Source organism: Salinimonas profundi, from assembly GCF_014750655.1.
Classification (GTDB): domain Bacteria; phylum Pseudomonadota; class Gammaproteobacteria; order Enterobacterales; family Alteromonadaceae; genus Alteromonas; species Alteromonas profundi_A.
On sequence record NZ_JABBXD010000001.1, the window covers coordinates 830,465 to 855,176 of the forward strand.

Below are 24,712 nucleotides of genomic sequence, written 5' to 3' on the forward strand. Positions count from 1 at the left end.
ATTCCAAGTTTTTTTAAATTAAAAGGGGGCTATCCGGCCCCCGGTTTTGAGTAATATTTTAGTTACGCACTTCCAGTGCAGTTGTGCCTTGCAAGTTACCTTCATCGTCGTAGAAGCTGACCGTACCCATATAGGTCGTATCCTGCTCCAGTCCACGGGTAAGGACATTCACACGGTTAAAGCGATTTTCTACTGCACGACGTGACGAGGTCACTCGCAGGTTAGGCTCTTTACCGTTCACAACCCACACCAACTGATCGAACTCCGTCACATCGCCCGGTACATACCAGCCATGCACCATTGCAATGTAGAAGTCACCGGCAGCACCATTTGCCGCAGGCGCCGGGTTTTTGATAATGACATCTTCATTAGAGCCGGCGTTAAACGACGAACCAACTTCTGTGCATGAGTATGCAATACAACGGTAAACATACAGGTCTAAATCAGCACCCTCTGCTGCGACCATCTCATCGCGAAGAGAGAAGCGGGCTAACTCAGAACCTTCTGGAACTGTCCATGCTGAGTAAGTAGTACCAGCGCCAAGGAACTCAAACGTTTGTGCCGGATCCTGTGTCGCCGTATCAGATGATACAATAGGCGCTGCCAAGCCAGCGTAATCGATGCTGGTAGAACCGTTATAAAGCATTTGCACCGGGAAGCTACCGCGTCCGCGACGCAGGTTCACCACTTGAGACTCTGGTACATCGATCTTAATATCCGCTGCCGCTTTAACAGCAATCGGGCTTCGGACCGAATTGCCAGCACCATTGAGCGTAATTGCACCAAATGACCACTGTCCCTCAACCGCATTCTCGTTTTTGGACATCGTAATACCGTAAGCGGCCATACCATTTGGCTCTACAACCAGATCGGCAGATTCAGTAGGATTACCCTGCCCGTCAAACGTCGTTACCGTGGCATCAATACCTTCTAATCCACTTAGCGATACGGTGTAGGTACCACCGGCTCCGGTCACATCAGTCACAGTACGGTAAATGGTCTTCTCGGCACTTAGCTCACCCACAGAGATTGACGGATAGTTAAGTTGTGAAGGATCCAGCGAGAAGCCTGACGCTTCGTAGTCTGCACAGTTGTAACCTGATTCTTCCAGTACGAAATTATCTTCCTCCAGACCACACATAAAGGCCATGTAATCAAAGAAGCCAACATCATAGGTCAGGCCAGGCTGTGCAGCAGATACCGGCGCCGCATGCCCAGCACCAAAGTCAAACGGATCGGCAGGAATTACGCCATCTTCTTTAGTGACTCCCTGATAGGCGGTTGTCATCAGCGCCGAGCGGACCTGCGCCGGTGACCAGTCAGGATGCTCATCCATCAACAACGCAGCCATACCAGCAATGTGCGGCGATGACATAGAAGTACCGCTTAAGTAAGCGACCTGCTCACCCTGTGCGCCAAACATAGGCGTGTCAGTCGTGGCAGCAAGCACACGTACGCCAGGGGCGGTGATATCAGGTTTGATGATATCTTCAGTAGAAAGATTTGGACCACGCGAAGAGAAGTCGGCCATAATGTTGCCTTCTTCTTTTTGCGGTACGAAAATAGAAGCGCTTAGCTCTACATTTACCGTATCACCATTATTCAGCGCCGCAGCCAGCATGTCGCCATCCTGAGCACCAATCATGCCGCCTGGAATTTCCCCGACATAGTCGCCACCCAGTGCTGTAATCGGGTTACCTTCAACCGTAAAGACCACGGCTGCTTTTGCGCCTGATTGTACAGCGCGAGTGACTTTTTGGGTAAACGCACAATCGCCACGTTGAATAAGAACGATTTTACCTTCCACATCTGCCGCGTTTGCCAGTGGTGACGGTGTTTCACCGTCGTCATAGCATGCACGAAGAGGTTCTGCTAACACCAGTTCGCCAGAGACCGGACCAGTTTCTGCCAGAGGCTTGGTAATCGCTCCTTCCACAAACGGATACTGTTCATTTGAGTCACCGTTAGTGACTGATAGCGCATTTGTCTGACTGAAACCTTCGTAGGTTGATGCAGCAACGGTAGTTACCCACGGAGCAGGTGTGCCGATCGTTTGCGCGGCCGGACCTGAGTTCCCCGCTGACACCGAGACAAAAACGCCCGCTGCAGTTGCACGTAACATGGCCGCTGTCGGTGGATACGTCAAATCAGTTCGGCTTCCGCCAATTGAATAGTTAATAACATCCACACCATCTGCGGTCGCCTGGTCAATAGCTGCCATGGTATCCGATGGGAAGCATCCTGCCTGGTCTTCACCTTCTGGGGTCGTGTAATCAGAGTTCCAGCATACTTTGTAAGCAGCAATTCTGGCACGCGGCGCGATACCGGACATTACACCCAGCTCAGCGCCATTTTTCATAGCGACCACGTCTTCATTACCAGCTGCGGTTCCGGCTGTGTGGCTACCGTGTCCATCGGCATCCCGAGGGCCAATAAACTCACCCAGTTCGGTCTGAATCGGATACACCGAGGCAAAGGCATCGCCGTAATAACGCGCGCCAATAATCTTATTGTTACAGGAGAACGTTTCATCTTCGCCGACATCACACACGCCTTCCCAGTCTGCCGGAGCAGGACCGAAGTTATCCCCTGAAAAACTGGGGTTTTCCGGCGTAATACCGGTATCCAGGATACCGACGATAACGTCTTCACCCTTAATGCCGGATACATGCTGTCCCTGGCCTTCTGTCAGACCAAGAAATTCGGGCGTATTTGCAGTATCAATTTTTAATACTTCATCTTCCCATACGCCCACCACATCGGGGTTGTTACGCAGTGCTTTTACCTGGCTTGCAGATAATTTTGCAGAAAAGCCATTAAAGGTATGTACATAATTGTGAATCACATCCACGTTGCCCGCTGAATTAGCTATGCTCTGCTGACGTGATTTTAGCTTTTGTGTGTAGTTAATCAGCTTTTTGCTTTTCGCGTTGTACTGATTACCTTTCCCTGTCGCAACCTTATTGCTGGGTACTAATTCGCCGATATCAGCTGCATAAGTGACACCCGCTTTGTCCTTTAACTGAACGATAAAAACGCCAGTTTGAGAGCGGGAAGCTTTTGCAGACCCTGTTGTAGTCAACGTTGCTGATTCAGGCACTGTTACCTGTTGTGCTAAAGCACCTGGCACCAGTGCGGCAGTGACGGCCATTGAAACCATCGAACCCAGAAGGTGTTTTTTAAATGTCATTTGCGTCTCCCATTGACACATTTTTTATAATTATGCTGCCGGCGTATTCCATCTGACAGCACGAGCACGCGATCCCGGCGTAGGCTGAGAAGCGTATTTTCGCGTTTTCACAAGTTCCTGAAAGTTTTTGTTATTATTAGGTATTACTAATGTAAGTTTAATTGGAAATACACTAGTACCTTTCGACTATGCAAAACGAAATCCACGTTTGCAAGAGATTGATAACAACGGGTATTTATATCTGATTTCGTGTATATAGAGGGGAGAATGTAAAGAAGCCTGACAGTGATGCCAGGCTTCTTTGTTAATTACGCTTAAAAATAAACCAGTTAGCGCAATTCCTCTAACGAGCGGGAGTGGAACGAAAGATTTACAGCATTTCTATCGCGACCGCCACACCTTCTCCTCCACCGATACACAGAGATGCGATCCCTTTCGTACCTTTGGTCTGCTTAAGCGCATGAATCAGCGTGACCAGAATTCGGGCGCCGGATGCGCCAATCGGATGCCCCAGTGCGCAGGCGCCACCGCGAATATTAACTTTATCTTCGTTCAGACCCAGCTTCTTCATTGCCAGCATGGTGACCATGGCGAATGCTTCGTTAATTTCATAAAGATCGACATCATCTTTTGACCAACCCGCTTTATCGAGTACTTTTTCCATGGCTCCCACAGGGGCAACCGTAAAGTTTTCCGGCTCAATCGAGTGTGTAGCATGAGCAACAACTTTAGCCAGTGGGGTAAGACCCAGTTCATTAGCCTTTGTGCGACTCATTACAAGTAACGCTGCAGCGCCATCAGAAATTGAGCTGGAGTTTGCGGCGGTTACCGTACCGTCTTTCTTAAAGGCCGGACGCAGACTGGGGATTTTTTCGGGTCTGGCGTTACCTGGCCCTTCGTCGGTATCAACGGTCACGTCACCTTTGCGATCAGAAATCGTGACAGGTGTGATTTCGTCCGTAAATGAGCCGGATGATATGGCCTCATTCGCTTTTGACAGCGAGCTAAGTGCAAATTCGTCCATCTGACCACGGGTAATTTTTTCGTCATCAGCCGTATCCTGAGCAAAGCAGCCCATGGCTTTTCCGTCGTAGGCGTTTTCCAGACCGTCCAGCATCATGTGATCAAGCACCTGGCCGTGTCCCATGCGATAACCTGTGCGCGCTTTAGGTAACATGTAGGGTGCATTACTCATGCTTTCCATGCCACCTGCCACAACCACCTGCGCTGAGCCTGCTTTAATCAGATCGTGTGCCAGCATGACTGCTTTAAGACCTGAACCACAGACTTTATTGATAGTGGTAACCCCTGCGCCCAGCGGCAAGTCAGCTTTAAGCGCTGCCTGACGGGCTGGAGACTGTCCTAACCCGGCCGGTAGTACACAACCCATCACCACTTCGTCAATCTGACTGACATCCACATTCTCACACGTTGCCCGAATAGCATGTGCGCCCAGCTCAGTGGCAGTTACAGCCGCCAGACTTCCGTTAAATCCCCCCATCGGCGTACGTTTTGCCGCGACAATTACTACCTCTTCATTGCTCATAATGTGTTGCCTCAGTTGTTAAGTGAAAAATGACAGCAGTTTTGAACATCATTCCTGTTTTAATACGTAATCAGCCTGTTCGATGCCGTAACAATTTGTTGCCATATTGACGTTAAAGAATTGTTACCTTACCTTAACGTAAAATGCAATTTACGTTAACGTAAACCCGAACGTTGATAGTGTCAACGAACCGATATCAGTCGATATTCAGGTTTTGGCATTGCCAGCCGGGTAACCACGGGACGTAACTCACAGGTGCTGTGTCATGAGTAATCACAAATCTGAACCGACCTATACCATTGGCGAGCTGGCGCGCGAGTTCACTATAACCCCGCGTTCTATCCGCTTTTATGAAGAACAGGGGTTATTGAGTCCTCAGCGAACCGGACAAAACCGTATTTACTGTAACAAAGACCGCGTCAGGTTAAAGCTAATTTTACGTGGTAAGAGGTTAGGCTTCTCTTTGGCTGAAGTTAAAAACCTTTTTGAATTATATGACACCAACCCAAATTCTGCTGTTCAGCTGGAGACAATGCTTCACATGACAGAAAAGAAGCGTGCAGTTTTAACTCAGCAGCTTGAAGACATTACGTCGCTGATGAGTGAGCTGGATGATGTTGAAACCCGCTGCCGGGAAGAACTGGCTGAACTAAAACGAGGAAATATCGCATGAATACGCTCTATCCCACTTTGAACTTTGGCCTGGGTGAAGACATTGATATGTTGCGCGACCAGGTCTACCAATTTGCTAAAAATGAAATTGCACCTCTGGCGGCTCAGGCTGACGAAGATAACCAGTTTCCCAATGCACTCTGGCCTAAACTGGGTGAGATGGGCCTGTTAGGTGTGACCGTTTCCGAACAATATGGCGGTTCGGAGATGGGCTATCTGGCGCATACCGTTGCGATGGAAGAAATCAGTCGTGCATCTGCAGGTATCGGTCTGAGTTATGGTGCACATTCTAATTTGTGCGTTAATCAGATTTTCAAAAACGGTAACGATGCGCAGCGTGAAAAATACCTGCCCAAGCTGGTGTCCGGTGAACATATCGGCGCCCTGGCAATGAGTGAGCCGAACGCGGGCTCAGATGTAGTCAGCATGAAACTACGCGCTGAAAAACGCGGTGATAAATATGTGTTATACGGCAATAAAATGTGGATAACGAACGGCCCAGATGCCCATACGTTCGTTATTTATGCCAAAACAGATACCAGTGCTGGTGCCAAAGGCATTACTGCATTTATTGTTGAAAAAGATTACCCCGGTTTTTCACAGGCACAGAAGCTCGACAAACTGGGCATGCGCTCATCAAACACCTGTGAACTGATTTTCGAAGACTGTGAAGTGCCGGCCGAAAACATTCTGGGCGAAGAAGGTAAAGGCGTAAACGTACTGATGAGCGGTCTGGATTACGAGCGCCTGGTCTTATCCGGCGGTCCGCTTGGTATTATGCAGGCATGCATGGATGCCGTTGTGCCTTATATCCATGAGCGCGAACAATTTGGCCAGTCCATTGGTCAGTTCCAGCTGATTCAGGGCAAAATTGCTGACATGTATACACAGATGAACGCAGCCAGAGCCTACGTTTACACGGTGGCAAAATCCTGTGATCGCGGGGAAACCACCCGCAAAGATGCTGCCGGCGCAATTTTATACTCCGCCGAGCTGGCAACAAAAATGGCGCTGGATGCTATCCAGCTTCTTGGTGGTAACGGCTATGTCAATGAGTATCCTACCGGTCGCTTACTGCGTGATGCAAAACTGTATGAGATAGGCGCAGGAACATCAGAGATACGTCGTATGCTAATCGGGCGTGAGCTGTTTAAAGAGTCTGAATAATTCATATTTTTGTTTAAACCGAACTGGCGCTCTGGCCAGTTCGCTAGCTTATACTGGAGGGACACGTGCCCGTTCTACCTACTTCCATAAATACCAACTCAGGTGAATTTGCCGAAAACGTGCAACATATGCAGACGCAGGTGGCAGATTTAGCGGACAAAGTTGAAAAAATTCGTCAAGGCGGCGGCGAAAAAGCAGCAGATCGTCATACGTCCCGGGGCAAGTTGTTACCCCGCGAACGAATCGAAGCGCTGTTGGATCCCTGTACACCTTTTCTAGAAATTGGCCAGCTTGCGGGCTGGGAAGTCTACGATGACTATGTTCCCGGAGCCGGCGTCATCGCCGGTATCGGCCGTGTCAGTGGTGTCGAGTGCATGGTGGTTGCTAACGATGCCACCGTAAAAGGCGGCACCTATTACCCGCTGACCGTCAAAAAACACTTACGTGCCCAGGAAATCGCCGAGCAAAATAACCTTCCCTGCATTTATCTGGTGGATTCAGGCGGTGCAAACCTGCCCCGGCAGGATGAGGTGTTTCCGGACAAAGAGCACTTTGGCCGCATCTTCTTTAATCAGGCTAATATGTCGGCCAAAAATATACCGCAAATCGCAGTGGTTATGGGTTCATGTACAGCAGGCGGCGCGTACGTACCTGCGATGGCTGATGTCAGTATTATTGTTAAAGAGCAAGGCACTATCTTTCTGGGTGGACCGCCTTTGGTCAAAGCTGCAACTGGCGAAGTGGTGTCGGCCGAAGAGCTGGGCGGTGGCGATGTCCATACGCGCACATCTGGCGTGGCCGATTTACTGGCTAACAACGATCATCATGCGCTCACGTTGGCTCGCGATACGGTAAGTAGATTAAACCGCACCAAACCTGACCAGCTGGATATCAAAAAGCCGGTAGAACCGCGCTATCCCACCTCTGATATCTACGGCATTGTGCCTAAAGACAGTCGCAAATCTTATGATGTAAGAGAAATTATTGCCCGGGTGGTTGATGGGTCAGAATTTGATGAATTTAAGCCGCTTTACGGCACCACGCTGGTATGCGGCTTTGCGCGTATATTTGGTTACCCGGTGGGCATTGTTGCCAATAATGGCATTTTGTTTGGCGAAAGTGCGCTTAAAGGTGCACATTTTGTCGAGTTATGTGCCCAACGTGGCATTCCACTGGTCTTTTTACAGAATATCACTGGCTTCATGGTTGGCAAACAATATGAGTCCGGTGGTATCGCCAAACACGGCGCCAAAATGGTAACCGCTGTAGCCTGTGCAAATGTTCCCAAACTTACCGTGTTGATTGGCGGGAGTTTTGGTGCCGGCAATTATGGCATGTGCGGCCGGGCCTATGACCCGCGCTTCTTATTTATGTGGCCGAATGCCCGCATTTCAGTAATGGGCGGCGAACAGGCGGCCGGTGTACTGGCGCAGGTTAAACGGGATCAGAAAGAACGTGCCGATGAACAATGGTCAGCGGAAGAAGAAGAAGCTTTCCGTAAGCCGATCGTCGATACCTACGAAAAACAGGGTCATCCTTACTATGCTTCAGCGCGGTTGTGGGATGATGGCGTCATTGATCCTGCCGATACCCGTATGGTACTGGGCTTATCATTGTCAGCTGCGCTCAATAAACCTATTGAGAAGACGCAGTTTGGCATCTTCAGAATGTAAGGAGTGAGCGCATGACACATGAAGATTCTGCCGTCCTTTATCAGGTTGATGACCGAGGGGTGGCAACGGTAACGTTAAATAATCCGGATAAACATAACGCGTTTGATGATGCGATGATCGCAACACTGACTGACTATTTTCAGCAGGCAGCAAAAGATAAAGCTGTTCGCGTGGTTGTTCTGCAAGCGCGGGGGAAAAGTTTCAGTGCAGGCGCGAATCTGCAATGGATGCAGCGCATGGCGCAATATACAGAAGCGGAAAATGAACGTGATGCCATGGCATTGGCGACGATGCTACAAACATTGTACACATTGCCGAAGCTGACAATCGCGCGCGTTCAGGGGGCTGCCTTTGGCGGGGCAATTGGCCTTATCGCATGTTGTGACATTGCCATTGGCAGCCGATTGAGTAAGTTTTGCTTAAGTGAAGTAAAAATTGGCCTGATCCCTGCCACGATCGCGCCCTATGTGGTTGAAGCTATGGGTGCGCGCGTGTGTCGCCGATATTTTCAGACAGCCGAGGTCTTTTCTGCCCGTCGTGCCAGACGTCTTGGCTTGTTAAGTGAAGCCGTGACTGAGGATGAACTGGACTCAACCATCGAGGATGTGATCACCCAGGTAATTAAAAACGGGCCCAGTGCGGTTGGTCAGGCCAAGGCACTGGTGGAGTATGTTGCCGGGGTACCGATCGATGAAGCATTAATGGAAAAAACCAGCAAATGGATTGCCAGTGTGCGCGTTTCAGAAGAAGGCCAACAAGGTCTGGATGCGTTTTTGAACAAACAGAAGCCGGCCTGGCAGGAGTCAAATAATGATTAAAAAGATTCTGATTGCAAACCGGGGAGAGATAGCCTGTCGGGTAATTAAAACAGCACGTAAGCTTGGCATCGCAACAGTGGCGGTTTATTCAGACGCCGATGCCAAAGCGCTGCATGTGACGATGGCTGACGAAGCGGTGCACATTGGCCCTGCCCCGTCAAAAGACAGCTACCTTAAAGCGGATAACATCCTAAAAGTGGCACAGACCCTCAATGTCGATGCGATCCATCCGGGATACGGCTTTTTATCTGAGAACGCCGATTTCGCACGCGCCTGTGCTGACAAAAACATCACTTTTATCGGGCCGGGCCCCGACGCGATCGCCGCGATGGGTTCAAAATCTGCCGCCAAACATATTATGGAAGAGGCCGGCGTCCCGCTGGTACCTGGCTACCACGGTGACGACCAGTCTGTAGAAACGCTCAAACAGCATGCAGATGATATGGGCTATCCGGTTCTTCTTAAAGCCGCTGCTGGCGGTGGTGGTAAAGGGATGCGCCAGGTGTGGAAAGCACAAGAGTTTGACAGTGCATTACAGGCTGCCAAGCGCGAGGCTATGGCCAGTTTCAGCGATGATGTCATGCTGATTGAGAAATATCTGACCAAACCACGCCACGTTGAGATTCAGGTTTTTTGTGATACGCACGGTAACGGTGTGTATCTGTTTGAACGGGATTGCTCAGTACAGCGCCGACACCAGAAGATTATCGAAGAAGCGCCGGCGCCGGGTATGTCCGAATCCATTCGTCGACAGATGGGTGAAGCGGCGATTAAAGCAGCGCAGGCCATTAATTATGTTGGCGCCGGTACCGTCGAATTTCTGCTCGATGGTGACGATTTTTACTTCATGGAGATGAACACTCGACTTCAGGTTGAGCATCCGGTTACGGAAAAGATAACCGGCGAAGATCTTGTCGACTGGCAGATCCAGGTGGCCAATGGTCATCCGTTACCGAAAACCCAGGACGAACTTAAGTTATATGGTCATGCTTTTGAAGCCCGTTTATATGCTGAAGATCCTGAAAACGGCTTTCTTCCCGCTACCGGTAAACTGACCTTGCTGCAACCACCGGCTGAGTCGAAGCATGTTCGCGTCGATACCGGTGTGGTACAGGGTGATGATGTCTCAGTCTATTACGACCCAATGATCGCTAAACTCATTGTATGGGATGAAAACCGGGAACGGGCGCTGCAGCGTCTGCTGGCGGCATTGCGCGACTATCACGTTGCCGGCGTAACCACCAACCTGGAGTTTTTGTACAATGTCGCGGCCAGCGAGCCCTTCCAAAAGGCAGAACTGCTGACAACATTTGTTGAAAAGCATGAGTCGTTGCTGCTCAACAGCCCCAAACAGGTCAATGATCAAATGCTGGCAGCAGCAGCCATGCTGATATTATTATCGGGACAGCAGAGTCAGTCACAGCATAAAAACGACCCTGACTCTCCGTGGTCAATGTCCCTGGCATGGCGCCCCAACTTCCGGTACCAGCAAACGTTATCGTTTTGTGTGGGTGAGAAAGAACTGGATGTTGTGGTGACACATACCGGCACGGCCCAACGCACTAATCAATGGACGATGCGCATTGGTGATAATACTTATCAGGTGAGCGGTCAAATTGACGGACATGTACTGCAGGCACAAATCGATGGCTATCATCAGCGCATTGGCTGGGCAGCAGACGATGTACGCTACACGCTGTTTTCTGCCGCTGGCGCGGTCCATCTGGATTACCAGAAGCCTGACATGGGCGATGTTGGTGATACCGCTCACGATGGCGGATTTGCCGCTCCGATGAACGGCACCATCGTTGAGGTTTCTGTCAGTGAAGGCGAAGCTGTTAAAAAAGGCGCCACATTGCTGGTAATGGAAGCGATGAAGATGGAGCATAATATTACCGCCCCGTCCGATGGAACGGTTAAAGCAATTTATTATGCATCCGGCGATTTGGTTGATGGTGGCGCTCAGTTGCTGGAGTTTGAGGCAGATGAATAACTTTCCCGAAAAGGTCAGTCTTGTAGAAGTAGGCCCCCGCGATGGCCTGCAAAATGAAAAGGCTGAAGTTAGTACGCAAACTAAAGTAGAGCTGGTCGATTTACTGGCTGAAGCTGGCCATCGTCGCATTGAGACAGGTAGCTTTGTATCACCTAAATGGGTGCCTCAGATGGCTGACTCAGGTGATGTTTTCGCCCGTATTAGTCGGCGTGAGGGTGTCTCCTACTCTGCCCTGACGCCTAATACAAAAGGGCTTGAAAATGCATTGGCAGCTAATGCCGATGAGGTTGCCATTTTCGGCGCAGCCTCAGAGTCGTTCAGTCAGAAGAATATCAACTGTTCGATTGAGGAAAGTTTGGCGCGGTTTGCCCCTGTTGTAGAAGAAGCGACGGCGAAAGGAAAGCCGGTACGCGGTTATGTATCCTGCGTGTTGGGCTGTCCCTATGAAGGTGAGATTGCGCCAGAGGCAGTAGCCAATGTCACCAGAAAGATGCTTGAAATGGGTTGCTATGAAGTTTCGTTAGGTGACACTATCGGCACGGGTACGCCGTTTAAAACGCAGCGCATGCTCGACGTGGTTACCGATGTGGTCCCCGTCGACAAGTTGGGGGCGCATTTCCATGATACGTACGGTCAGGCGCTGGCCAATCTGTATGTCGCACTGTCTAATGGTGTATCGGTTATAGACAGTGCGGTGGCCGGCCTGGGCGGTTGCCCCTACGCCAAAGGCGCAAGTGGCAATGTTGCCACTGAGGATGTGCTGTACATGCTCGACGGCATGGGGATCAGTACTGGCGTTGATATGCAAAAGCTACTCAAGGCAACGTCGTTTATCATGCATTCGGTGGGCAGAAAGCCGTCATCCAAGGTGGCAAACGCGCTAATGGATGCGTTTTAACTCGCGTCTCTCGCGGCTCCTCTAGTAAAAGTTTGCATAAAATAAAAAGCAGAGCTGTCACCGGCTCTGCTTTTTTATATAAACTTCCACCACAGAAATACTGCAAGAAAACCAAACAGATAAACCAGTCCCACATAACTGAGTACGACAAGCCACCGGCCCCCCTTTAGTGTTTCATCAAGGGACGACATCTTCACCAAACGGTGGTTTAACCAGGCAAACAAAGGGGTGGTTATAAATGCCAGAGTCATTGCAAATCCTAACATTGCCAGCAGTGCAGATTTGAAAAACAACACAATGGTAAAACTGATAATGGCGACCACTGTCAGCACGCCTGAAAATTGCTTTTGCGGTATATCGGCGCTTCCTTTCAACAGAGAAAACGCCTCTGTAATGGCACGACAATAACCATCATACACAGTCAGCGCTGAGCCAAAAATACAAAGAAACGCGATGATTGCAATCAGCCAGCGAGACCATTCGCCGATTGTGTTAGCGTACAAATCTACCAATTGCTGTGAAAACCCGATACCACCGCTGGCAAGCACCTGTCCACTTCCGTGAAGCACCAATGCGCCAAGCGCCAGAAATACCAGTGCCAGCAACATCGTTGTTATGTATCCCAGGTTAAAATCAAACAGGGCTGAAGTGGGTGTAACTGACTGGGTTTGTTTTTGTCGTTTCAGCCATAAAGACGTAATCGCCGATATTTCGATAGGCGCCGGCATCCACCCCATGGTCACAACCAGAAAACCGATAGCGACCAAAGACCAGGGAGACTCTGACTTAAATGATGCAGGTGCTACAGGCCCGTTCACCGCAGCGGCCGTGGCAGCGACAAGTGTCGATACCACCAGAACGAACATAATCAGCTTGGCGATTTTATTCATTGCACTGAAGTGCCCGGCCAGCAAAATAAACAGAATGCTGGCTAATACAAGCGCCGATAAAATGGGAATTGGCAATGCTACCGGTAAAAAATAACCCAGCAAACTTGCAGAAAACATCAACAGTGCCGCCGCATTTACTACTGCTGCTATACAATTGACGCCAAGTGCAGCAACAAGGTATCCCCTGCCCATCCGGGCGTACCCCTGCTGCAGTGACTGGCCAGAACTGACGGTATAACTTACGGCAGCACGAAAAAAAGGGTATTTGAAAATATTTACAGCCAGAATCAACAGGGCCAGTTGCCATCCGTAGTTAGCGCCCGCCTGAGTTGCTGCGACAAGATGACTACCGCCTATTGCGGCTGTCGCCATAAGTATTCCGGGTCCGAGTGATCGAATAACGCGTTGAATAGAGGCGTATTGCTGCTTAACCCGCATGACTGAATCCTACCCGCATAATTATATTGTTATGGTTTTCCTGGTCAGGCAGACTGCCACGTTAGTCGCTCAGGTTCAATAAACTCACCGGTCCTTTTCTTCAGGTAAAATTACAGTCAGCGCGATAGCAATCACCAACATTGCTGTCATTATATATACCACCGAAATATTTAGAACAGACTCCAGCACCGCATACAAGGCGCCAAAAGCCAGTAAAATCAAACCTATTGCCGTATTACTGAATGCGACCAGTTCCGTTCGGCCCTGCCCTTCCCGCACATCCAGACTGTACGTTTTACGTCCTGTTCTTACACCAGTATGAGCAACAGAAAGTACAAAAAACAGCAAGCCGGATATCCATACTGACGCAGCATCAATAAGTAGCAGGCCGATACAGGCTAACACAGCAATAACGCCGGCCAGCTGCAGGGTGGTCCGTGCGCTGTAATCCGATACCCTGCCCCAGATAAGTGAGGATAGCATCGCTGCTGCAGCTTGTGCTGCAAGGTACAACGGGAGTAATGCTTCTGCGCCAGCACCACTTTCCAGCATAAAATATGGCGCCACCAATGCGGAGTGAACAAACAGCCCTCTCACTAGCACGAACCGGTATACCACGGCATCGAACTGCCAGAATGCTGTTTTTTCAGATGTTTGGTTGTCAGACTGGTCCGTATCGACATAGGTTTTTACCGGAAGCATCAGCAAGAATGTACAAAAAAATGCCGCTGCGGCGGTGAGCACCAGACCGAGTATGGCGGCAATACCTAAGCGGTCCTGAAAAAATACCATCGGTACCGCTACCAGTAAGGTCAGAATGCCGGAAAGCGTTGACGCTTTGCCGATTAAATCGCCCCGCTCTCCCTTTTGAGCAACATCAGCTTCAATATCCTTTATCGTCAGCGAGCAAATCGAGCGCCCTACACTGAGTATCACCAATGCAGCCAGAACGACCCATCCGGCACGGGTTTGCGCTAACAATAATCCAGCCAGAAATATTGCCAGTACAGCCAGCACCTGAATGATGATACCTACTCGCCAGACAGTATGTCGGGCGCGCATTTTTCTTAACAGTATGCCTATAACTGCCTGTGGTAATAACGCACCGGATTCTCTTATAGGCACCAGCCATCCAATCATCCAGACCGGCGCACCCATCGAAATCAATAATGCAGGAAGTGTCGTTTTTGCCGAGATAAGAATGTCGGCCAGTTTATTGGCTGATAACGCCGCGATGAGTTTCTTTTTATGCTGGGAGGCCATGGAGTTCCCTGTAACTGGCAAGCTGGGGCTGCCACCATGCAAGATGGTAACCGAATTGCTTCAACGGTAGCTGGTAATTACGAAGCAGTTCGTCACGCAGATCAGCAAATATCATTAGGAATATCGAACAAACTTCTTTCCTGTCATGATGTTAGCAATTACGTAGTTAGCCTGTTTATCCCTGATTTTCAACCACCGTTTTCAGATTCTCCAGACCTGTCTCGAAATCCGGGCCCATCATGTTATCAATCATCAAAACCAGATAACGATCTACAGGGTTGGCGCCGACTTCCCCACTATCACGCCAGATCACGCGGGTTCCTTCAGGGGTTGTCTCCAGTGTGATGCGACCTGTTGATCCCATGTCATATTCAGGGAACCACAGACTGTATTCAACCTGCTTATTATGCTTTAGCTCGGTAATTTCCATCTCCCCACTGCCCTGGGTCGCACTTTGCCATTTGGAATACATACCAATAGCCCGGTCGGGACCACCATATTCTATTTGCATATTCGGGTCACGCTGGAACCAGACGCCCCAACTGCTCCACTGCTTCAAATCGACGACGCTGGGATAAATTTCAGCGGGCTCAGCATCAATCACAATACTTCGGCTAACTTCATATTCTTTGGGTAACAATAAGCCAACTGCCACAAACAGCACCACAATCCCGGCCAGCCCGAAGATTATTTTTCTTAATAAGCTCATGATTTGTCCATAATGTTTAAAACTGTCAAATTATAACACTTTTTTAACATTTAGCAGATCCGGCGTCCACCCGGTGATATGGAACGACGGGGTCATCGTTACTTCGATTTCTGTATCTTATGAGAATTCAATATTTTTTAGCAGATATCGCGTAGTGAATTTAACGGATGCCGCATGATCCATTTCCGACACTTGTAACGTTTTATTCATATTCACACTGCCGGACTGGTTTCTTTGTCTGTGTTGTGTACACTGAATATCTCGCCACAACTGACCAGATGAAGGCAGCACTCTTTTCAATTTCCTGAAAAGCAGACAGGACAGGAGGATTCCGAATGGCAGATCATAATGCACGCTATATCAGTAATTTAACCAGAGATACATACGCGCTGATACTTGCCGGTGGGAAGGGCTCCCGGCTCCATGAGCTGACCAACTGGCGTGCAAAGCCCGCTCTGTATTTTGGCGGCAAGTTCCGCATCATCGACTTCCCGCTTTCGAACTGTATTAATTCAGGCATTCGTCGTGTGGGTGTGGTTACACAGTACAAATCACACTCATTGATTCGACATCTCGTCAGAGGCTGGGGACATTTTAAGAAAGAACTGGGCGAATCAGTGGAAGTGTTACCCGCCTCGCAGCGCTTTTCAGAACACTGGTATGCAGGCACCGCTGACGCAGTATTTCAAAATATCGACATCATTCGTGATGAACTGCCAAAATATGTCATGATTTTATCCGGAGACCATATTTATCGGATGGATTACGGCAACATGCTTGCCCACCATGTTGAGACCGGTGCCAAAATGACTGTGTCCTGTATGTCTGTGCCCACAGAAGAGGCCGCCGGTGCATTTGGCGTCATGTCGGTAGAAGAGGATTACAGAATTACGGGATTTGAGGAAAAGCCGGCGCACCCTGCTCAACAGCCTAACCGTGAAGGATATTGCCTGGCATCCATGGGTAATTACGTGTTTGACACAGAATTTCTGTTTGAACAGTTACGGCGCGATGCAAAAACGAAAAACTCACAAAGGGATTTCGGTAAAGATATTATCCCGTCGATTATTGCCGACCATAATGTCTATGCTTATCCGTTTGAAAACAGTACTGATGAGACAGCATACTGGCGTGATGTAGGGACTATCGACTCATTTTGGGAAGCCAACATGGAAATGGTGGCGCCGGTACCCCAGCTTAATCTATACGATCAGTCCTGGCCCATCTGGACCTATCAGGAGCAACTTCCTCCTGCCAAGTTTGTCTGGGATGAAGATGGCCGACGTGGAGAAGCGACTAACTCGGTAGTGTCAGGCGGCTGTATTATATCAGGCTCAACTCTTCGTCAGAGTCTGGTATTTTCAAACGTACATGTGCATTCATACGGACAAATAGAAGAAGCTGTTATTCTTCCGGATGTCGAAATTATGCGTTACTGCCGGTTACGCAAGGTTATTATCGATCGCGGTTGTGTGATTCCTGAAGGTATGGAAATAGGCTTCAATCACGACGTTGATCGTGAACGCGGCTTCAGAGTCTCTGAAAAAGGTGTGGTACTGGTTACCAAAGAAATGCTCGAAGCGCTTTAAGCGCTTCGTGTTTCTTCCCCTTGTTCCCAGCTTTCTATCATGTCAGTGATTTTAACGGCCAACGCCTGTGGATGCTCAAGCGGAAGCATATGCCCGCCAGGCAGTTCGGTATGTAGAATATCATTCTGACTGACAAACCGCTGCCAATGCTCCTCTTTACAGACTTCTGATTGCTGACCGGTTATAAGCAGCCCCGGGCATTTAAGCTCCCCTTTGAAACTGTCCATATTGTGCGGCACGTTACGAAAAATATCGGCTTCAACCTGCGCATCAAAAGTCAGGGTCTGCTGATCACCAATAACCGCTGTGGCTGCTTCTACATAATCAGCCACGCAGTCTGGCTGCATATTTTTAAACAGTGCCTTACTTTTAAAATAAGCCACTAAATCCTCATCCGCTGACCAGTGCGTATTTCTATTCTGGGCCAGTCTCGCAGGCGTTATTTTATCAATATAAGAGGTCAGTTTTGCGGCTTTAACCAGATGTCTTTTGGGCCCGGTTACCAGTGGTGGATCAATAAGAATTACGCCTTTAAATGATGCCGGGTATCGGCATGCCGCAATAAATGAAATAACAGCACCAAATGAATGGCCGACCGCGTATACCGATGCGCCGGCTGTGTTGCTGTGAACATAGCGATGTAATTCTTCTGCCTGATTTGACCAGTTCGAATTGACCGGCAACTGATGGTCATGACCAAACTGAGGTTTAGCCAGTATCTGCCAGTGCGCAGGAAGATAACTGAACAGTTTTTTATAGCTTCCGGCGGGAAAGCCGTTGGCATGCGCGAAATGCAATTGAACTGATGATGACAAAGAAACCTCCACTGTAAAAAGGCCATTGGCGATTGAGCAGCCTTAATGTAGGATACCACAACCTACTCATCAGACCAGAAAACCTATGCATATTGATGAACTTCTGACGCTGCCTCAGCCAGAATGGATAAATGATGATACCGCAGTTTTCAACGCGCTGAAAATCAGCGCTGACTGGGGACAGGGCCGCACTGCATTTGGCGGTGCGACTGCCGGCGTTTTGTTTACCGCTATCAACTCACTGGTAGGTGATGACCGTGTCCTGCGCGCATTTAATACCAGCTTTGTGGGCCCTATTACGTTGGATGCGCCGTTCGAGGTGCAGGTTTCCAAACTTCGTGAAGGAAAAAACGTCAGTCACTTTCTGGGCCAGATTCTTCAGGATGGAAAGGTTTGTGTCGCCAGTCAGGCTTGCTTTGGCGTTGGTCGCACATCGAAAATCCGTGTTGAGAATCATGAAGTCCATGCAATGGCGCCACCGCGCAAAGCGCAATTTATTCCTCAGATCCCGAAAGTGACACCAAAATTTCTGCGTCACTTTGATTTGGCCATTGCCGAAGGCGGTGTGCCGTTCACAGGTCGTCAAACCCACCACTATCATGGATTCATGCGTTTTACTGAAGCTCCTGAAACACTGACAGACGGCCACCTTATAACAATGATAGATGCCTGGCCGCCAACATTACTGCAAATGATGAAATGGCCAGCGCCAGCCAGTACAGTAACCTGGAATATAGAGTTTATTCATCCGCACCGGCCGGTTTCCGGAGAGGACTGGTTTGCGTATCAGGCTCACACGCGGCAGGCAGCAGATGGCTATGGCCATACTGAAGCGACCATCTGGGATAAAGACAACGAAGTCGTGGCGATCAGCCGCCAGACCGTTGCTGTTTTTGATTAGTACAACACAAATGCACTGGGGTTGAACAACGCAATGACGCTGATACATTGCAAGTTGGTGATATCCAGTGCATCTTCCAAATCATCGCGGTCAAGGTCGAGCGGCTCGTGCATATTCGCGGTTAAGTTGCTATAACCGGAATAAATTTCAGGGTATACATTATCCAGCGCCAGTGTATAACTGAGTTGCAAAATACGCTGTTCATCCGTTGCTGAATCGGACAAATCATCATGTAAATGACGCACCGGGTCATAAATGCTCGACGGTATACCCCATTGCCTGACCAGTTCAGCAGACAACTGCGCATAAGTAAAACCAAGAATCCCTTGCTGAAGTTCAGCCGGGCTTACTCTGGCATTAAATCGCTGGCCACGTTGGGCCTTATCAGGAAACATGGAAACAATGACCAGTTCACCGATGTTGTGCAGTAACCCTGATACAAACAGCCGCTCAGGCTCTTTACACTTTTTCGTTTCAGCCAGATACTTGGCCAGCAAGGCACAGCTAATGCTTTGCTCCCAGTATTTATCCAGATCAATTATTCGCGATTCAATACCGCTGAAGGCATGACTGATACCATACGCCAGCGCCAGATCATAGGCCGCGCGTGTCCCAATTACCTGCAGCGCTTTTGAAATTGTTTCAATACGATTGGGAAAGCGATAGAGCGCGCTGTTAGCGACTTTAAGAATTTGAGCAGCCAGTGCCGGGTCGAAGGTGATAATCTCAGCGACGTCATCAATACTTGCTGCCTCATCGTCCATGCACTCTTTGAGACGGGTAACCGACTCCGGCAGCACATATACGTCTTTGGCATTAGTGGCAATTTCCTGCAGATTCATCAAGTACTCCTCGGTAACCTCTTCAACAATAAAGACAATGTCGCCTTCATAGCGATATCCCGGTCTGAGTGTTATACCTTAACTGTATGTGTAAATCAGGTATTCAGCCACTAACCTGCTTATCAAATTTTGTAACTGCTTTTTTCCAAACGTTTTATTTCAATTTCGTTGTGTAGCTCGCTGGCGCTCATTGCAGTGTACCTGCCAGTTTCTTTACGCTGCTTTTCTGCGTCATGAATCAGGTCAATAATCACCTTATTAGCCGGACAATAATTTCTGGCAATGACCCCCTGGCGCACTACCTCGCCATTGAGATCCTCAATCTCAGTGGGTTTGCCGCGCTGCAAGTCCCACCACATAGAGGTACGCACAGTGGGATCGATATCCAGCATTTTTCTGGCAACGCGCCTGAACAAAAAGTTGGGTAAACACAGCATAAAGGGGAGCCACTTACCATCAATGCGAGTGACCTTTGCTACCGCGATGCGATTGACGCTGGCCACTTCAAGCCATTCACGCATCAGTTCAGCAATAATTTTTCGATACCCCCTGTCCTCCAGCATTTTTTTCACTGGCAGGTCAGACAATGCATTGACTGCATTGCTAAGATTCAGTTGAAGTTTTGCCGCCTGAACGGCACTGATATCTGACGTAAAGCGAAGAGAAAGTAATGGGTGTTGCATTGCGCGTGAAAATGCAGGTAGTACGCGCTTTATTTCCCTTGGCAGGGTTAAGGCGCCTTCAGAGCCTCTGTGCAATCCACCATCTTCCAGTTTAACTACATTAAACGGAACAACCGCGCTAAATACCTTACGCCCCGGTAACGCCGCCCGAATCTGATGTGCTGCGCGAAGACCATTCTGACAACAAACGATACTGGTTTTGGGACCCGCCACCGATTTAAGGGCCTGAGCGGCACGGGTGAGATCGGTACACTTTACTGTGAGCCAGATAACATCCGGTGCCTCATCAGCCTCCTGATCATATGCACCGACTGATGGCGCTGTCGCGCGATTACCCATAAAGTCAGACAGCTTTACCCCTGTCGCCAGTGCCTCGAGCTTCGCGTCTCGTCCTATCGCGGTCGTTCTGAAGCCATTAATAGCCAAGACGCCTGCCAGGTAGCTGCCAACGAGCCCTGCGCCAAACACCAAATGTGTCATCGTCAAATTGTCCCTGTCTTCACATCACATCAGCATGCCCTTTATCTTCGCGTTTTGCTATATTTGCCCTCCCTTGTTTTCTAAAGAGTTTAACTGGTTTGATGAGTTATCACCTGGTTGTCATCGGCTATGTCTGGCCTGAACCTAATTCTTCTGCCGCTGGCGAAAATATGATGGGGCTGCTCGAGGCTTTCCTGAAACAGGGTTGGCGGGTTACCTTTTTAAGTGCCGCCGCCGATTCTGCCCACATGATTGATTTACCTGCATTAGGCATTCAGGTGAAGCGCATCCGTGTCAACTGCAGTGAGTTTGATACATTAATTAGCGATCTGGCACCTGATGCGGTGGTGTTTGACCGCTTTATGATAGAGGAGCAATTCTCATGGCGGGTCAAAAAGCAATGTCCTGAGGCAGTGCGAATTATTAACACCGAAGATCTGCATAGTGTCCGCCATGTAAGACAGGAACTAGCCAAACATTCAGACGTGACCGAGACGACACCGGTTCCCTTTGATAATGAAATGGTGCAGCGAGAAGTCGCTGCAATCCTGCGCAGTGATCTTTCATTACTGATTTCACAGCCGGAAATTGATTTACTGACATCCCGTTTTTCAGTCAATGCCGCCCAACTTTGGCTTCAGCCGCTCATGATCGCGTCCCATCAGTCGTTGCAGACGCAGACTGACGCGCGTTCTGGCTTTACCTTTATCGGAAATTTTCGTCATGCCCCCAACTGGGACGCCTTGCTCCATCTGAAACAAACGCTCTGGCCGCTCATACGCGCAGCGATACCCAAAGCGACCCTGCACGTCTATGGCGCTTATCCGGGAAAAAAAGTAACAAATCTGCATAATCCCAGGCAAGGGTTTGTAATTGAAGGCTGGGCGCCCGATGCCCGTGAGGCCTTAAATAAACATAAAGTGATGCTCGCCCCTCTGCGATTTGGCGCTGGCGTTAAAGGAAAACTGATAACCGCTATGCAATGTCAGTTACCCAGCATCACCACCCCACTTGGTGCAGAAGGCATTGCTGACGCCTGTGACTGGCCAGGCGCTGTAACAACCAGTGATGATGAATTTGTGCAACAAAGCATCCGTATATATAACGATCGAGAATCGCAGGATGAGGCTATCGAAAAGGGTCACAAAGTGCTGCGTGAAAAGTTCGAAACGGGGTTACACCAAAAGGCGCTGACAGAAAAAGTACAGTCACTGGTCAGCGATATTCAGACACATCGCAGCACCCTGTTTTATCAGCACCTGCTATGGCATCAAAGCTTGCGCGCAACCCAGTATATGTCGCAATGGATCGAAGCAAAAGGTCAGCGGGACTGAGCCGAACAGCTGTTTTTTTGCTATACCTTCTATAGCGCTTAAAAAAGGTAACCGTGATGAACACGCTCAGGGCCATTCTTCTACCGGCTGCACTCTGCATCTGTTTTCAGGGGGCTGCGTCGCCACAGGGTCACACTGAAGCGGTCCTGTTGTGTCACGGGCTCGGTGAGACGGTGGGCATGATATACGATCAGCGCGAAAGCGGCGTTGCCGATGAGGATAACAGAGGTCTGGCTATCCTTTCGCAAATTGAGGAAGAACTGGAGCAGGACTTACTACCGGTTGTTGATGCGTTTATAGAGAACACCTCACCTTTGCCGGCAGCCTGGCGCGCCACCCTTTTTACCCACGCCTGTTTGTATGATTACACTGAAGATGCCGAACAGGTTGTATTGATGAGTCAGTTGATTAATCAACAGTGTAACCTCGAACGTACTGAGGCCTCCTGTATCGATAAGGTCTTTGCCAGCTTACCCGATCACAGAGTTATCTGAGCATTTACTAACTACCACCGGCAAGGACTCTCAACCGGCCAATAACCTGCGTGATGCCATCGGCGCGGGATTGACTAAGATGTCGCGACAGCCCGATTTGGTCAAGGTATGAAGCAAAATCGTAATTAAGAATCTGTTGTGATGAAAGCGCGTTAGCCTTCTCCAAAAGGATGGCCAATACACCTCTGATTATTTTGGCGTCTGACCAACCCTGAAACGTCATCGGTTTTTCTGTCGCTTGCCCGTTCCACAGATAAACCAGGCTTTGACAACCGGCCACCTGGTTCTGCGGTATCGCCAGCGCACTGTCTGGCGCCGGTAATGTCTTGCCAGCAAGCATTACATGTCGGGTGACTTCATCCCAGCCTCTGGCGGTGGCAACGGCCTGCGCCAGTGGCAATAATTCACTATTCACTATTGCTGTTACCCTCCGCGAAGCTTTCACTCATTTCCTGAGCACTTAACACAATGCCGTTATCCTCGTCGGTAGGAAAAATAAGTAAACCAATATTATTCTTTTGCAGTCCCGGCAACCAGGTGTCACAAAACTCACTGACTGAGAGTACGGCCGGTTCGCTATTCTGACAGGTTGTGGCGCCCCAGAGGTGAACAAGGTCCTTGTGTGGCCACACAGGCAGTATGGCACTGAAGTTTGCGACCGCATCCGTATCGGTGGGTTCAATCATCACAAAGCCTTCTTTGCCCTGCTTCATCCAGACCTGCCCGGCTTTCTCAACATAATGTAAAAACAATTCTTGTCGCTGACTGGCATCAAGTGAGGCTGCCTGCTTTACTATAGCAGGGGGTAAGGTTGTGGTAATGGTTTCAGGAAACACCTGACGACTCCGCTTGCAAATGATGCGGCATTATAAAGAGGAAACGGCCGAACCGCCAACGATCATCGCTGGTCGACGGGTGTTACGAAAGTCATTGGCAGGCAAAGAATTTTAATTTAACCCGCGCAAGGCACATGGTATTCTGGACACCGACTTTTCAGTGTATTGACAAAGATGGATTCTGAGTTTTATTTAACGTCCAATAATAACGATAAAACGTTGCCTCTGACCGAGGAGCAGTTTAAAGAACTTAAGCGAGCGCGTAAGCGTCTTTCGCTGGTTCACGCTGTCTCGCATAAATATCATCTGGTACTGTCTAATTATCGCATTATAGAGCAGCAAATGGCGCAACTTGGTGAACTGTATGCGTCACAGTATAACGTTGCGGATATTGAAAAACGCAAACCACAGCTTAATGCCAGTATTAACAATTACGTGTTGAGCGCAAGAATTTTCACCAGCCAGTTGAAGCGGCATATTCAAAGCTGCCTGCCCACCGAACGCGAACGCATTACAGAACTCAGCGAGCAAATGGATCGGCTTTATCAGCGCTCATTTGCCTATCGGTTTGTCGATGCCATGTACGATTACGTGACGTATTACGGACTAAGCTTTCACGCCTTCCATTGCCAGTCAAAAATTGTACTGGATGAAGAGGGCTCACCGCTACGCCAGTTCGATTTTAAAGCCTATATTGAACGTGAATACATCGGTGGCCCTGCTGACTTCAGAGCCTCGGTGCTGGAGGAGACGCCTGAGCGTATTGATGTGCTACAGCTACTGGCAGAATTCAATGGCTGTTTAGGGGAGCTACATACCAATGCCATGAAGATGGTGCGGGCAGTATTAAGCGAAGCCGACAGCATGGTGCGGGAATTCATGAATGTCTTTATCGGGCAATATGGTGCGCAACACGCAAATATATTCGTCGTGCATAAAACACGCGCTTTCGGAGATAAAGTCTATGAACGCTTCCCGCTTTCAATGTATCTGGATAATCGTCTTTTAACCGGGACTTCGCACGATGACTAAACAAAAAAAGCCACTGCAGCTTCCCATTGAATACGAAAGTAACGATATTATCAGCATTAACTATCGCCATTTTTCTCTATGGCTGCGTGAGGATTTATTGACCCCCCTATCTGGCGTGGTGACAGAAATAGAGTTTGAGTGGAGTGATAGCGCCAAGCAGGATAACTTTAATTCGCATTTAGACAGCATCGCGCATTATGCTCTGGAAATTATGGACTCGATTAACGGAACGTTGCGCGCCGAGAATTGCAAAATCATTTATTGTGAGGTAAACAAGTTTGCCTGTTCTGTTTCTCTGGTCGCGCCCTTACCCCAGGTGGTCTATCAGGGGCTGCAAAGCATGCCCTGCCCTGAGCGCTTTGCACTTCCGCAAATGACAAATCACGACGTCTCAGCAACAGAGTTTGTCGCTGATCGCCGCAAAAAGTGCAATCCGAAAATTGCCTGAA

General features: G+C 49.2%; 22 protein-coding genes. 12 read left to right on the plus strand and 10 right to left on the minus strand.

All coding sequences use genetic code 11. The features are described 5' to 3' along the window. Window positions 1-58: 58 nt before the first annotated feature. Entirely contained in the window at window positions 59-3,190 is a 3,132-nt protein-coding gene (locus tag HHX48_RS19010; RefSeq protein WP_191022272.1) for a S8 family serine peptidase, read from the minus strand. 370 nt (window positions 3,191-3,560) lie between these two features. Continuing rightward, window positions 3,561-4,736: a thiolase family protein gene (locus HHX48_RS03640; protein WP_191022274.1), complete on the minus strand. Its 1,176-nt coding sequence runs from the start codon at window positions 4,734-4,736 to the stop codon at window positions 3,561-3,563. Window positions 4,737-5,001: 265 nt separating this feature from the next. Here HHX48_RS03640 and HHX48_RS03645 point away from each other — a divergent pair, with 265 nt between their 5' ends. From HHX48_RS03645 to HHX48_RS03670, 6 genes are all read left to right on the plus strand, one after another. After that, entirely contained in the window at window positions 5,002-5,409 is a 408-nt protein-coding gene (locus tag HHX48_RS03645) for a MerR family transcriptional regulator (RefSeq protein ID WP_191022276.1), read from the plus strand. Beyond that, window positions 5,406-6,575: an isovaleryl-CoA dehydrogenase gene (locus tag HHX48_RS03650; protein ID WP_191022278.1), complete on the plus strand. Its 1,170-nt coding sequence runs from the start codon at window positions 5,406-5,408 to the stop codon at window positions 6,573-6,575. Before HHX48_RS03645 ends, HHX48_RS03650 begins: the two co-directional genes overlap by 4 nt. 65 nt (window positions 6,576-6,640) lie before the next feature. After that, a complete protein-coding gene (locus HHX48_RS03655; RefSeq protein ID WP_191022280.1) occupies window positions 6,641-8,248 on the plus strand; it encodes a carboxyl transferase domain-containing protein in 1,608 nt (535 codons plus the stop codon). A gap of 11 nt (window positions 8,249-8,259) precedes the next feature. Next, the gene (locus tag HHX48_RS03660) at window positions 8,260-9,066 is read left to right on the plus strand and encodes an enoyl-CoA hydratase/isomerase family protein (RefSeq protein WP_191022282.1); all 807 of its coding nucleotides are present in this window, start codon (window positions 8,260-8,262) and stop codon (window positions 9,064-9,066) included. Further along, the gene (locus tag HHX48_RS03665; protein WP_191022284.1) at window positions 9,059-11,059 is read left to right on the plus strand and encodes an acetyl/propionyl/methylcrotonyl-CoA carboxylase subunit alpha; all 2,001 of its coding nucleotides are present in this window, start codon (window positions 9,059-9,061) and stop codon (window positions 11,057-11,059) included. The genes HHX48_RS03660 and HHX48_RS03665 overlap by 8 nt, the downstream gene beginning before the upstream one ends. Further along, complete coding sequence (locus tag HHX48_RS03670; RefSeq protein ID WP_191022286.1) at window positions 11,052-11,957, plus strand: hydroxymethylglutaryl-CoA lyase; 906 nt, start codon at window positions 11,052-11,054, stop codon at window positions 11,955-11,957. The genes HHX48_RS03665 and HHX48_RS03670 overlap by 8 nt, the downstream gene beginning before the upstream one ends. Window positions 11,958-12,031: 74 nt before the next feature. Here HHX48_RS03670 and HHX48_RS03675 read toward each other — a convergent pair whose 3' ends face one another. The 3 genes from HHX48_RS03675 to HHX48_RS03685 form a co-directional block, all read right to left on the minus strand. Beyond that, window positions 12,032-13,219 (minus strand): NRAMP family divalent metal transporter, encoded by a 1,188-nt coding sequence (locus HHX48_RS03675; RefSeq protein ID WP_223857983.1) that lies wholly within the window; start codon window positions 13,217-13,219, stop codon window positions 12,032-12,034. A gap of 150 nt (window positions 13,220-13,369) precedes the next feature. After that, window positions 13,370-14,548 (minus strand): MFS transporter, encoded by a 1,179-nt coding sequence (locus tag HHX48_RS03680; protein WP_191022290.1) that lies wholly within the window; start codon window positions 14,546-14,548, stop codon window positions 13,370-13,372. A gap of 175 nt (window positions 14,549-14,723) precedes the next feature. Continuing rightward, on the minus strand, window positions 14,724-15,257 hold the full coding sequence (locus HHX48_RS03685) for an SRPBCC family protein (protein ID WP_191022292.1): 534 nt from the start codon (window positions 15,255-15,257) through the stop codon (window positions 14,724-14,726). A 335-nt stretch (window positions 15,258-15,592) separates the two neighbouring features. Between HHX48_RS03685 and glgC the strand changes: the two genes are divergently transcribed. Then, window positions 15,593-16,846, plus strand: a complete 1,254-nt coding sequence (gene glgC / locus HHX48_RS03690) for a glucose-1-phosphate adenylyltransferase (RefSeq protein ID WP_191022294.1) — start codon at window positions 15,593-15,595, stop codon at window positions 16,844-16,846. Here the strand turns inward: glgC and HHX48_RS03695 are convergent. Then, window positions 16,843-17,661 (minus strand): alpha/beta fold hydrolase, encoded by an 819-nt coding sequence (locus HHX48_RS03695; protein ID WP_191022296.1) that lies wholly within the window; start codon window positions 17,659-17,661, stop codon window positions 16,843-16,845. The genes glgC and HHX48_RS03695 overlap by 4 nt on opposite strands. Window positions 17,662-17,746: 85 nt before the next feature. On the opposite strand from HHX48_RS03695, the gene HHX48_RS03700 reads away from it, so the two are divergent. Then, window positions 17,747-18,562 (plus strand): acyl-CoA thioesterase, encoded by an 816-nt coding sequence (locus tag HHX48_RS03700; RefSeq protein WP_191022298.1) that lies wholly within the window; start codon window positions 17,747-17,749, stop codon window positions 18,560-18,562. Here HHX48_RS03700 and HHX48_RS03705 read toward each other — a convergent pair. Both HHX48_RS03705 and HHX48_RS03710 read right to left on the minus strand, forming a co-directional pair. Beyond that, complete coding sequence (locus HHX48_RS03705) at window positions 18,559-19,404, minus strand: HDOD domain-containing protein (RefSeq protein WP_191022300.1); 846 nt, start codon at window positions 19,402-19,404, stop codon at window positions 18,559-18,561. The genes HHX48_RS03700 and HHX48_RS03705 overlap by 4 nt on opposite strands. 122 nt (window positions 19,405-19,526) lie before the next feature. After that, entirely contained in the window at window positions 19,527-20,567 is a 1,041-nt protein-coding gene (locus HHX48_RS03710) for a 2-dehydropantoate 2-reductase (RefSeq protein WP_191022302.1), read from the minus strand. Window positions 20,568-20,668: 101 nt separating this feature from the next. Here HHX48_RS03710 and HHX48_RS03715 point away from each other — a divergent pair, with 101 nt between their 5' ends. Together HHX48_RS03715 and HHX48_RS03720 are read left to right on the plus strand one after the other, a co-directional pair. Further along, entirely contained in the window at window positions 20,669-21,901 is a 1,233-nt protein-coding gene (locus tag HHX48_RS03715; protein WP_191022304.1) for a glycosyltransferase, read from the plus strand. Between the two features lie 56 nt (window positions 21,902-21,957). After that, window positions 21,958-22,395 carry a hypothetical protein gene (locus HHX48_RS03720; protein ID WP_191022306.1) on the plus strand — a complete coding sequence of 146 codons (438 nt, stop codon included), beginning with the start codon at window positions 21,958-21,960 and terminating at the stop codon, window positions 22,393-22,395. A 7-nt stretch (window positions 22,396-22,402) separates the two neighbouring features. Here the strand turns inward: HHX48_RS03720 and HHX48_RS03725 are convergent, their stop codons facing one another. Further along, a complete protein-coding gene (locus HHX48_RS03725; protein ID WP_191022308.1) occupies window positions 22,403-22,810 on the minus strand; it encodes a SufE family protein in 408 nt (135 codons plus the stop codon). Continuing rightward, complete coding sequence (locus HHX48_RS03730) at window positions 22,803-23,231, minus strand: DUF2750 domain-containing protein (protein WP_191022310.1); 429 nt, start codon at window positions 23,229-23,231, stop codon at window positions 22,803-22,805. The genes HHX48_RS03725 and HHX48_RS03730 overlap by 8 nt, the downstream gene beginning before the upstream one ends. A gap of 174 nt (window positions 23,232-23,405) precedes the next feature. On the opposite strand from HHX48_RS03730, the gene HHX48_RS03735 reads away from it, so the two are divergent. Both HHX48_RS03735 and HHX48_RS03740 read left to right on the plus strand, forming a co-directional pair. After that, window positions 23,406-24,263: a hypothetical protein gene (locus HHX48_RS03735; RefSeq protein ID WP_191022312.1), complete on the plus strand. Its 858-nt coding sequence runs from the start codon at window positions 23,406-23,408 to the stop codon at window positions 24,261-24,263. Continuing rightward, window positions 24,256-24,711, plus strand: a complete 456-nt coding sequence (locus HHX48_RS03740) for a hypothetical protein (RefSeq protein WP_191022314.1) — start codon at window positions 24,256-24,258, stop codon at window positions 24,709-24,711. Before HHX48_RS03735 ends, HHX48_RS03740 begins: the two co-directional genes overlap by 8 nt. Window position 24,712 lies beyond the last annotated feature (1 nt).

Bases quoted from the DNA above. Each gene is read 5' to 3' on its own strand.
- HHX48_RS03710 (WP_191022302.1), bottom strand. From the start codon at position 20,567: ATGACACATTTGGTGTTTGGCGCAGGGCTCGTTGGCAGCTACCTGGCA.
- HHX48_RS03675 (WP_223857983.1), bottom strand. From the start codon at position 13,219: ATGGCGACAGCCGCAATAGGCGGTAGTCATCTTGTCGCAGCAACTCAG.
- HHX48_RS03645 (WP_191022276.1), top strand. From the start codon at position 5,002: ATGAGTAATCACAAATCTGAACCGACCTATACCATTGGCGAGCTGGCG.
- HHX48_RS03715 (WP_191022304.1), top strand. From the start codon at position 20,669: ATGAGTTATCACCTGGTTGTCATCGGCTATGTCTGGCCTGAACCTAAT.
- HHX48_RS03700 (WP_191022298.1), top strand. From the start codon at position 17,747: ATGCATATTGATGAACTTCTGACGCTGCCTCAGCCAGAATGGATAAAT.
- HHX48_RS03720 (WP_191022306.1), top strand. From the start codon at position 21,958: ATGAACACGCTCAGGGCCATTCTTCTACCGGCTGCACTCTGCATCTGT.
- HHX48_RS03685 (WP_191022292.1), bottom strand. From the start codon at position 15,257: ATGAGCTTATTAAGAAAAATAATCTTCGGGCTGGCCGGGATTGTGGTG.
- HHX48_RS19010 (WP_191022272.1), bottom strand. From the start codon at position 3,190: ATGACATTTAAAAAACACCTTCTGGGTTCGATGGTTTCAATGGCCGTC.
- HHX48_RS03705 (WP_191022300.1), bottom strand. From the start codon at position 19,404: ATGAATCTGCAGGAAATTGCCACTAATGCCAAAGACGTATATGTGCTG.
- HHX48_RS03735 (WP_191022312.1), top strand. From the start codon at position 23,406: ATGGATTCTGAGTTTTATTTAACGTCCAATAATAACGATAAAACGTTG.
- HHX48_RS03640 (WP_191022274.1), bottom strand. From the start codon at position 4,736: ATGAGCAATGAAGAGGTAGTAATTGTCGCGGCAAAACGTACGCCGATG.
- HHX48_RS03665 (WP_191022284.1), top strand. From the start codon at position 9,059: ATGATTAAAAAGATTCTGATTGCAAACCGGGGAGAGATAGCCTGTCGG.
- HHX48_RS03670 (WP_191022286.1), top strand. From the start codon at position 11,052: ATGAATAACTTTCCCGAAAAGGTCAGTCTTGTAGAAGTAGGCCCCCGC.
- HHX48_RS03740 (WP_191022314.1), top strand. From the start codon at position 24,256: ATGACTAAACAAAAAAAGCCACTGCAGCTTCCCATTGAATACGAAAGT.
- HHX48_RS03650 (WP_191022278.1), top strand. From the start codon at position 5,406: ATGAATACGCTCTATCCCACTTTGAACTTTGGCCTGGGTGAAGACATT.
- HHX48_RS03660 (WP_191022282.1), top strand. From the start codon at position 8,260: ATGACACATGAAGATTCTGCCGTCCTTTATCAGGTTGATGACCGAGGG.
- HHX48_RS03680 (WP_191022290.1), bottom strand. From the start codon at position 14,548: ATGGCCTCCCAGCATAAAAAGAAACTCATCGCGGCGTTATCAGCCAAT.
- glgC (WP_191022294.1), top strand. From the start codon at position 15,593: ATGGCAGATCATAATGCACGCTATATCAGTAATTTAACCAGAGATACA.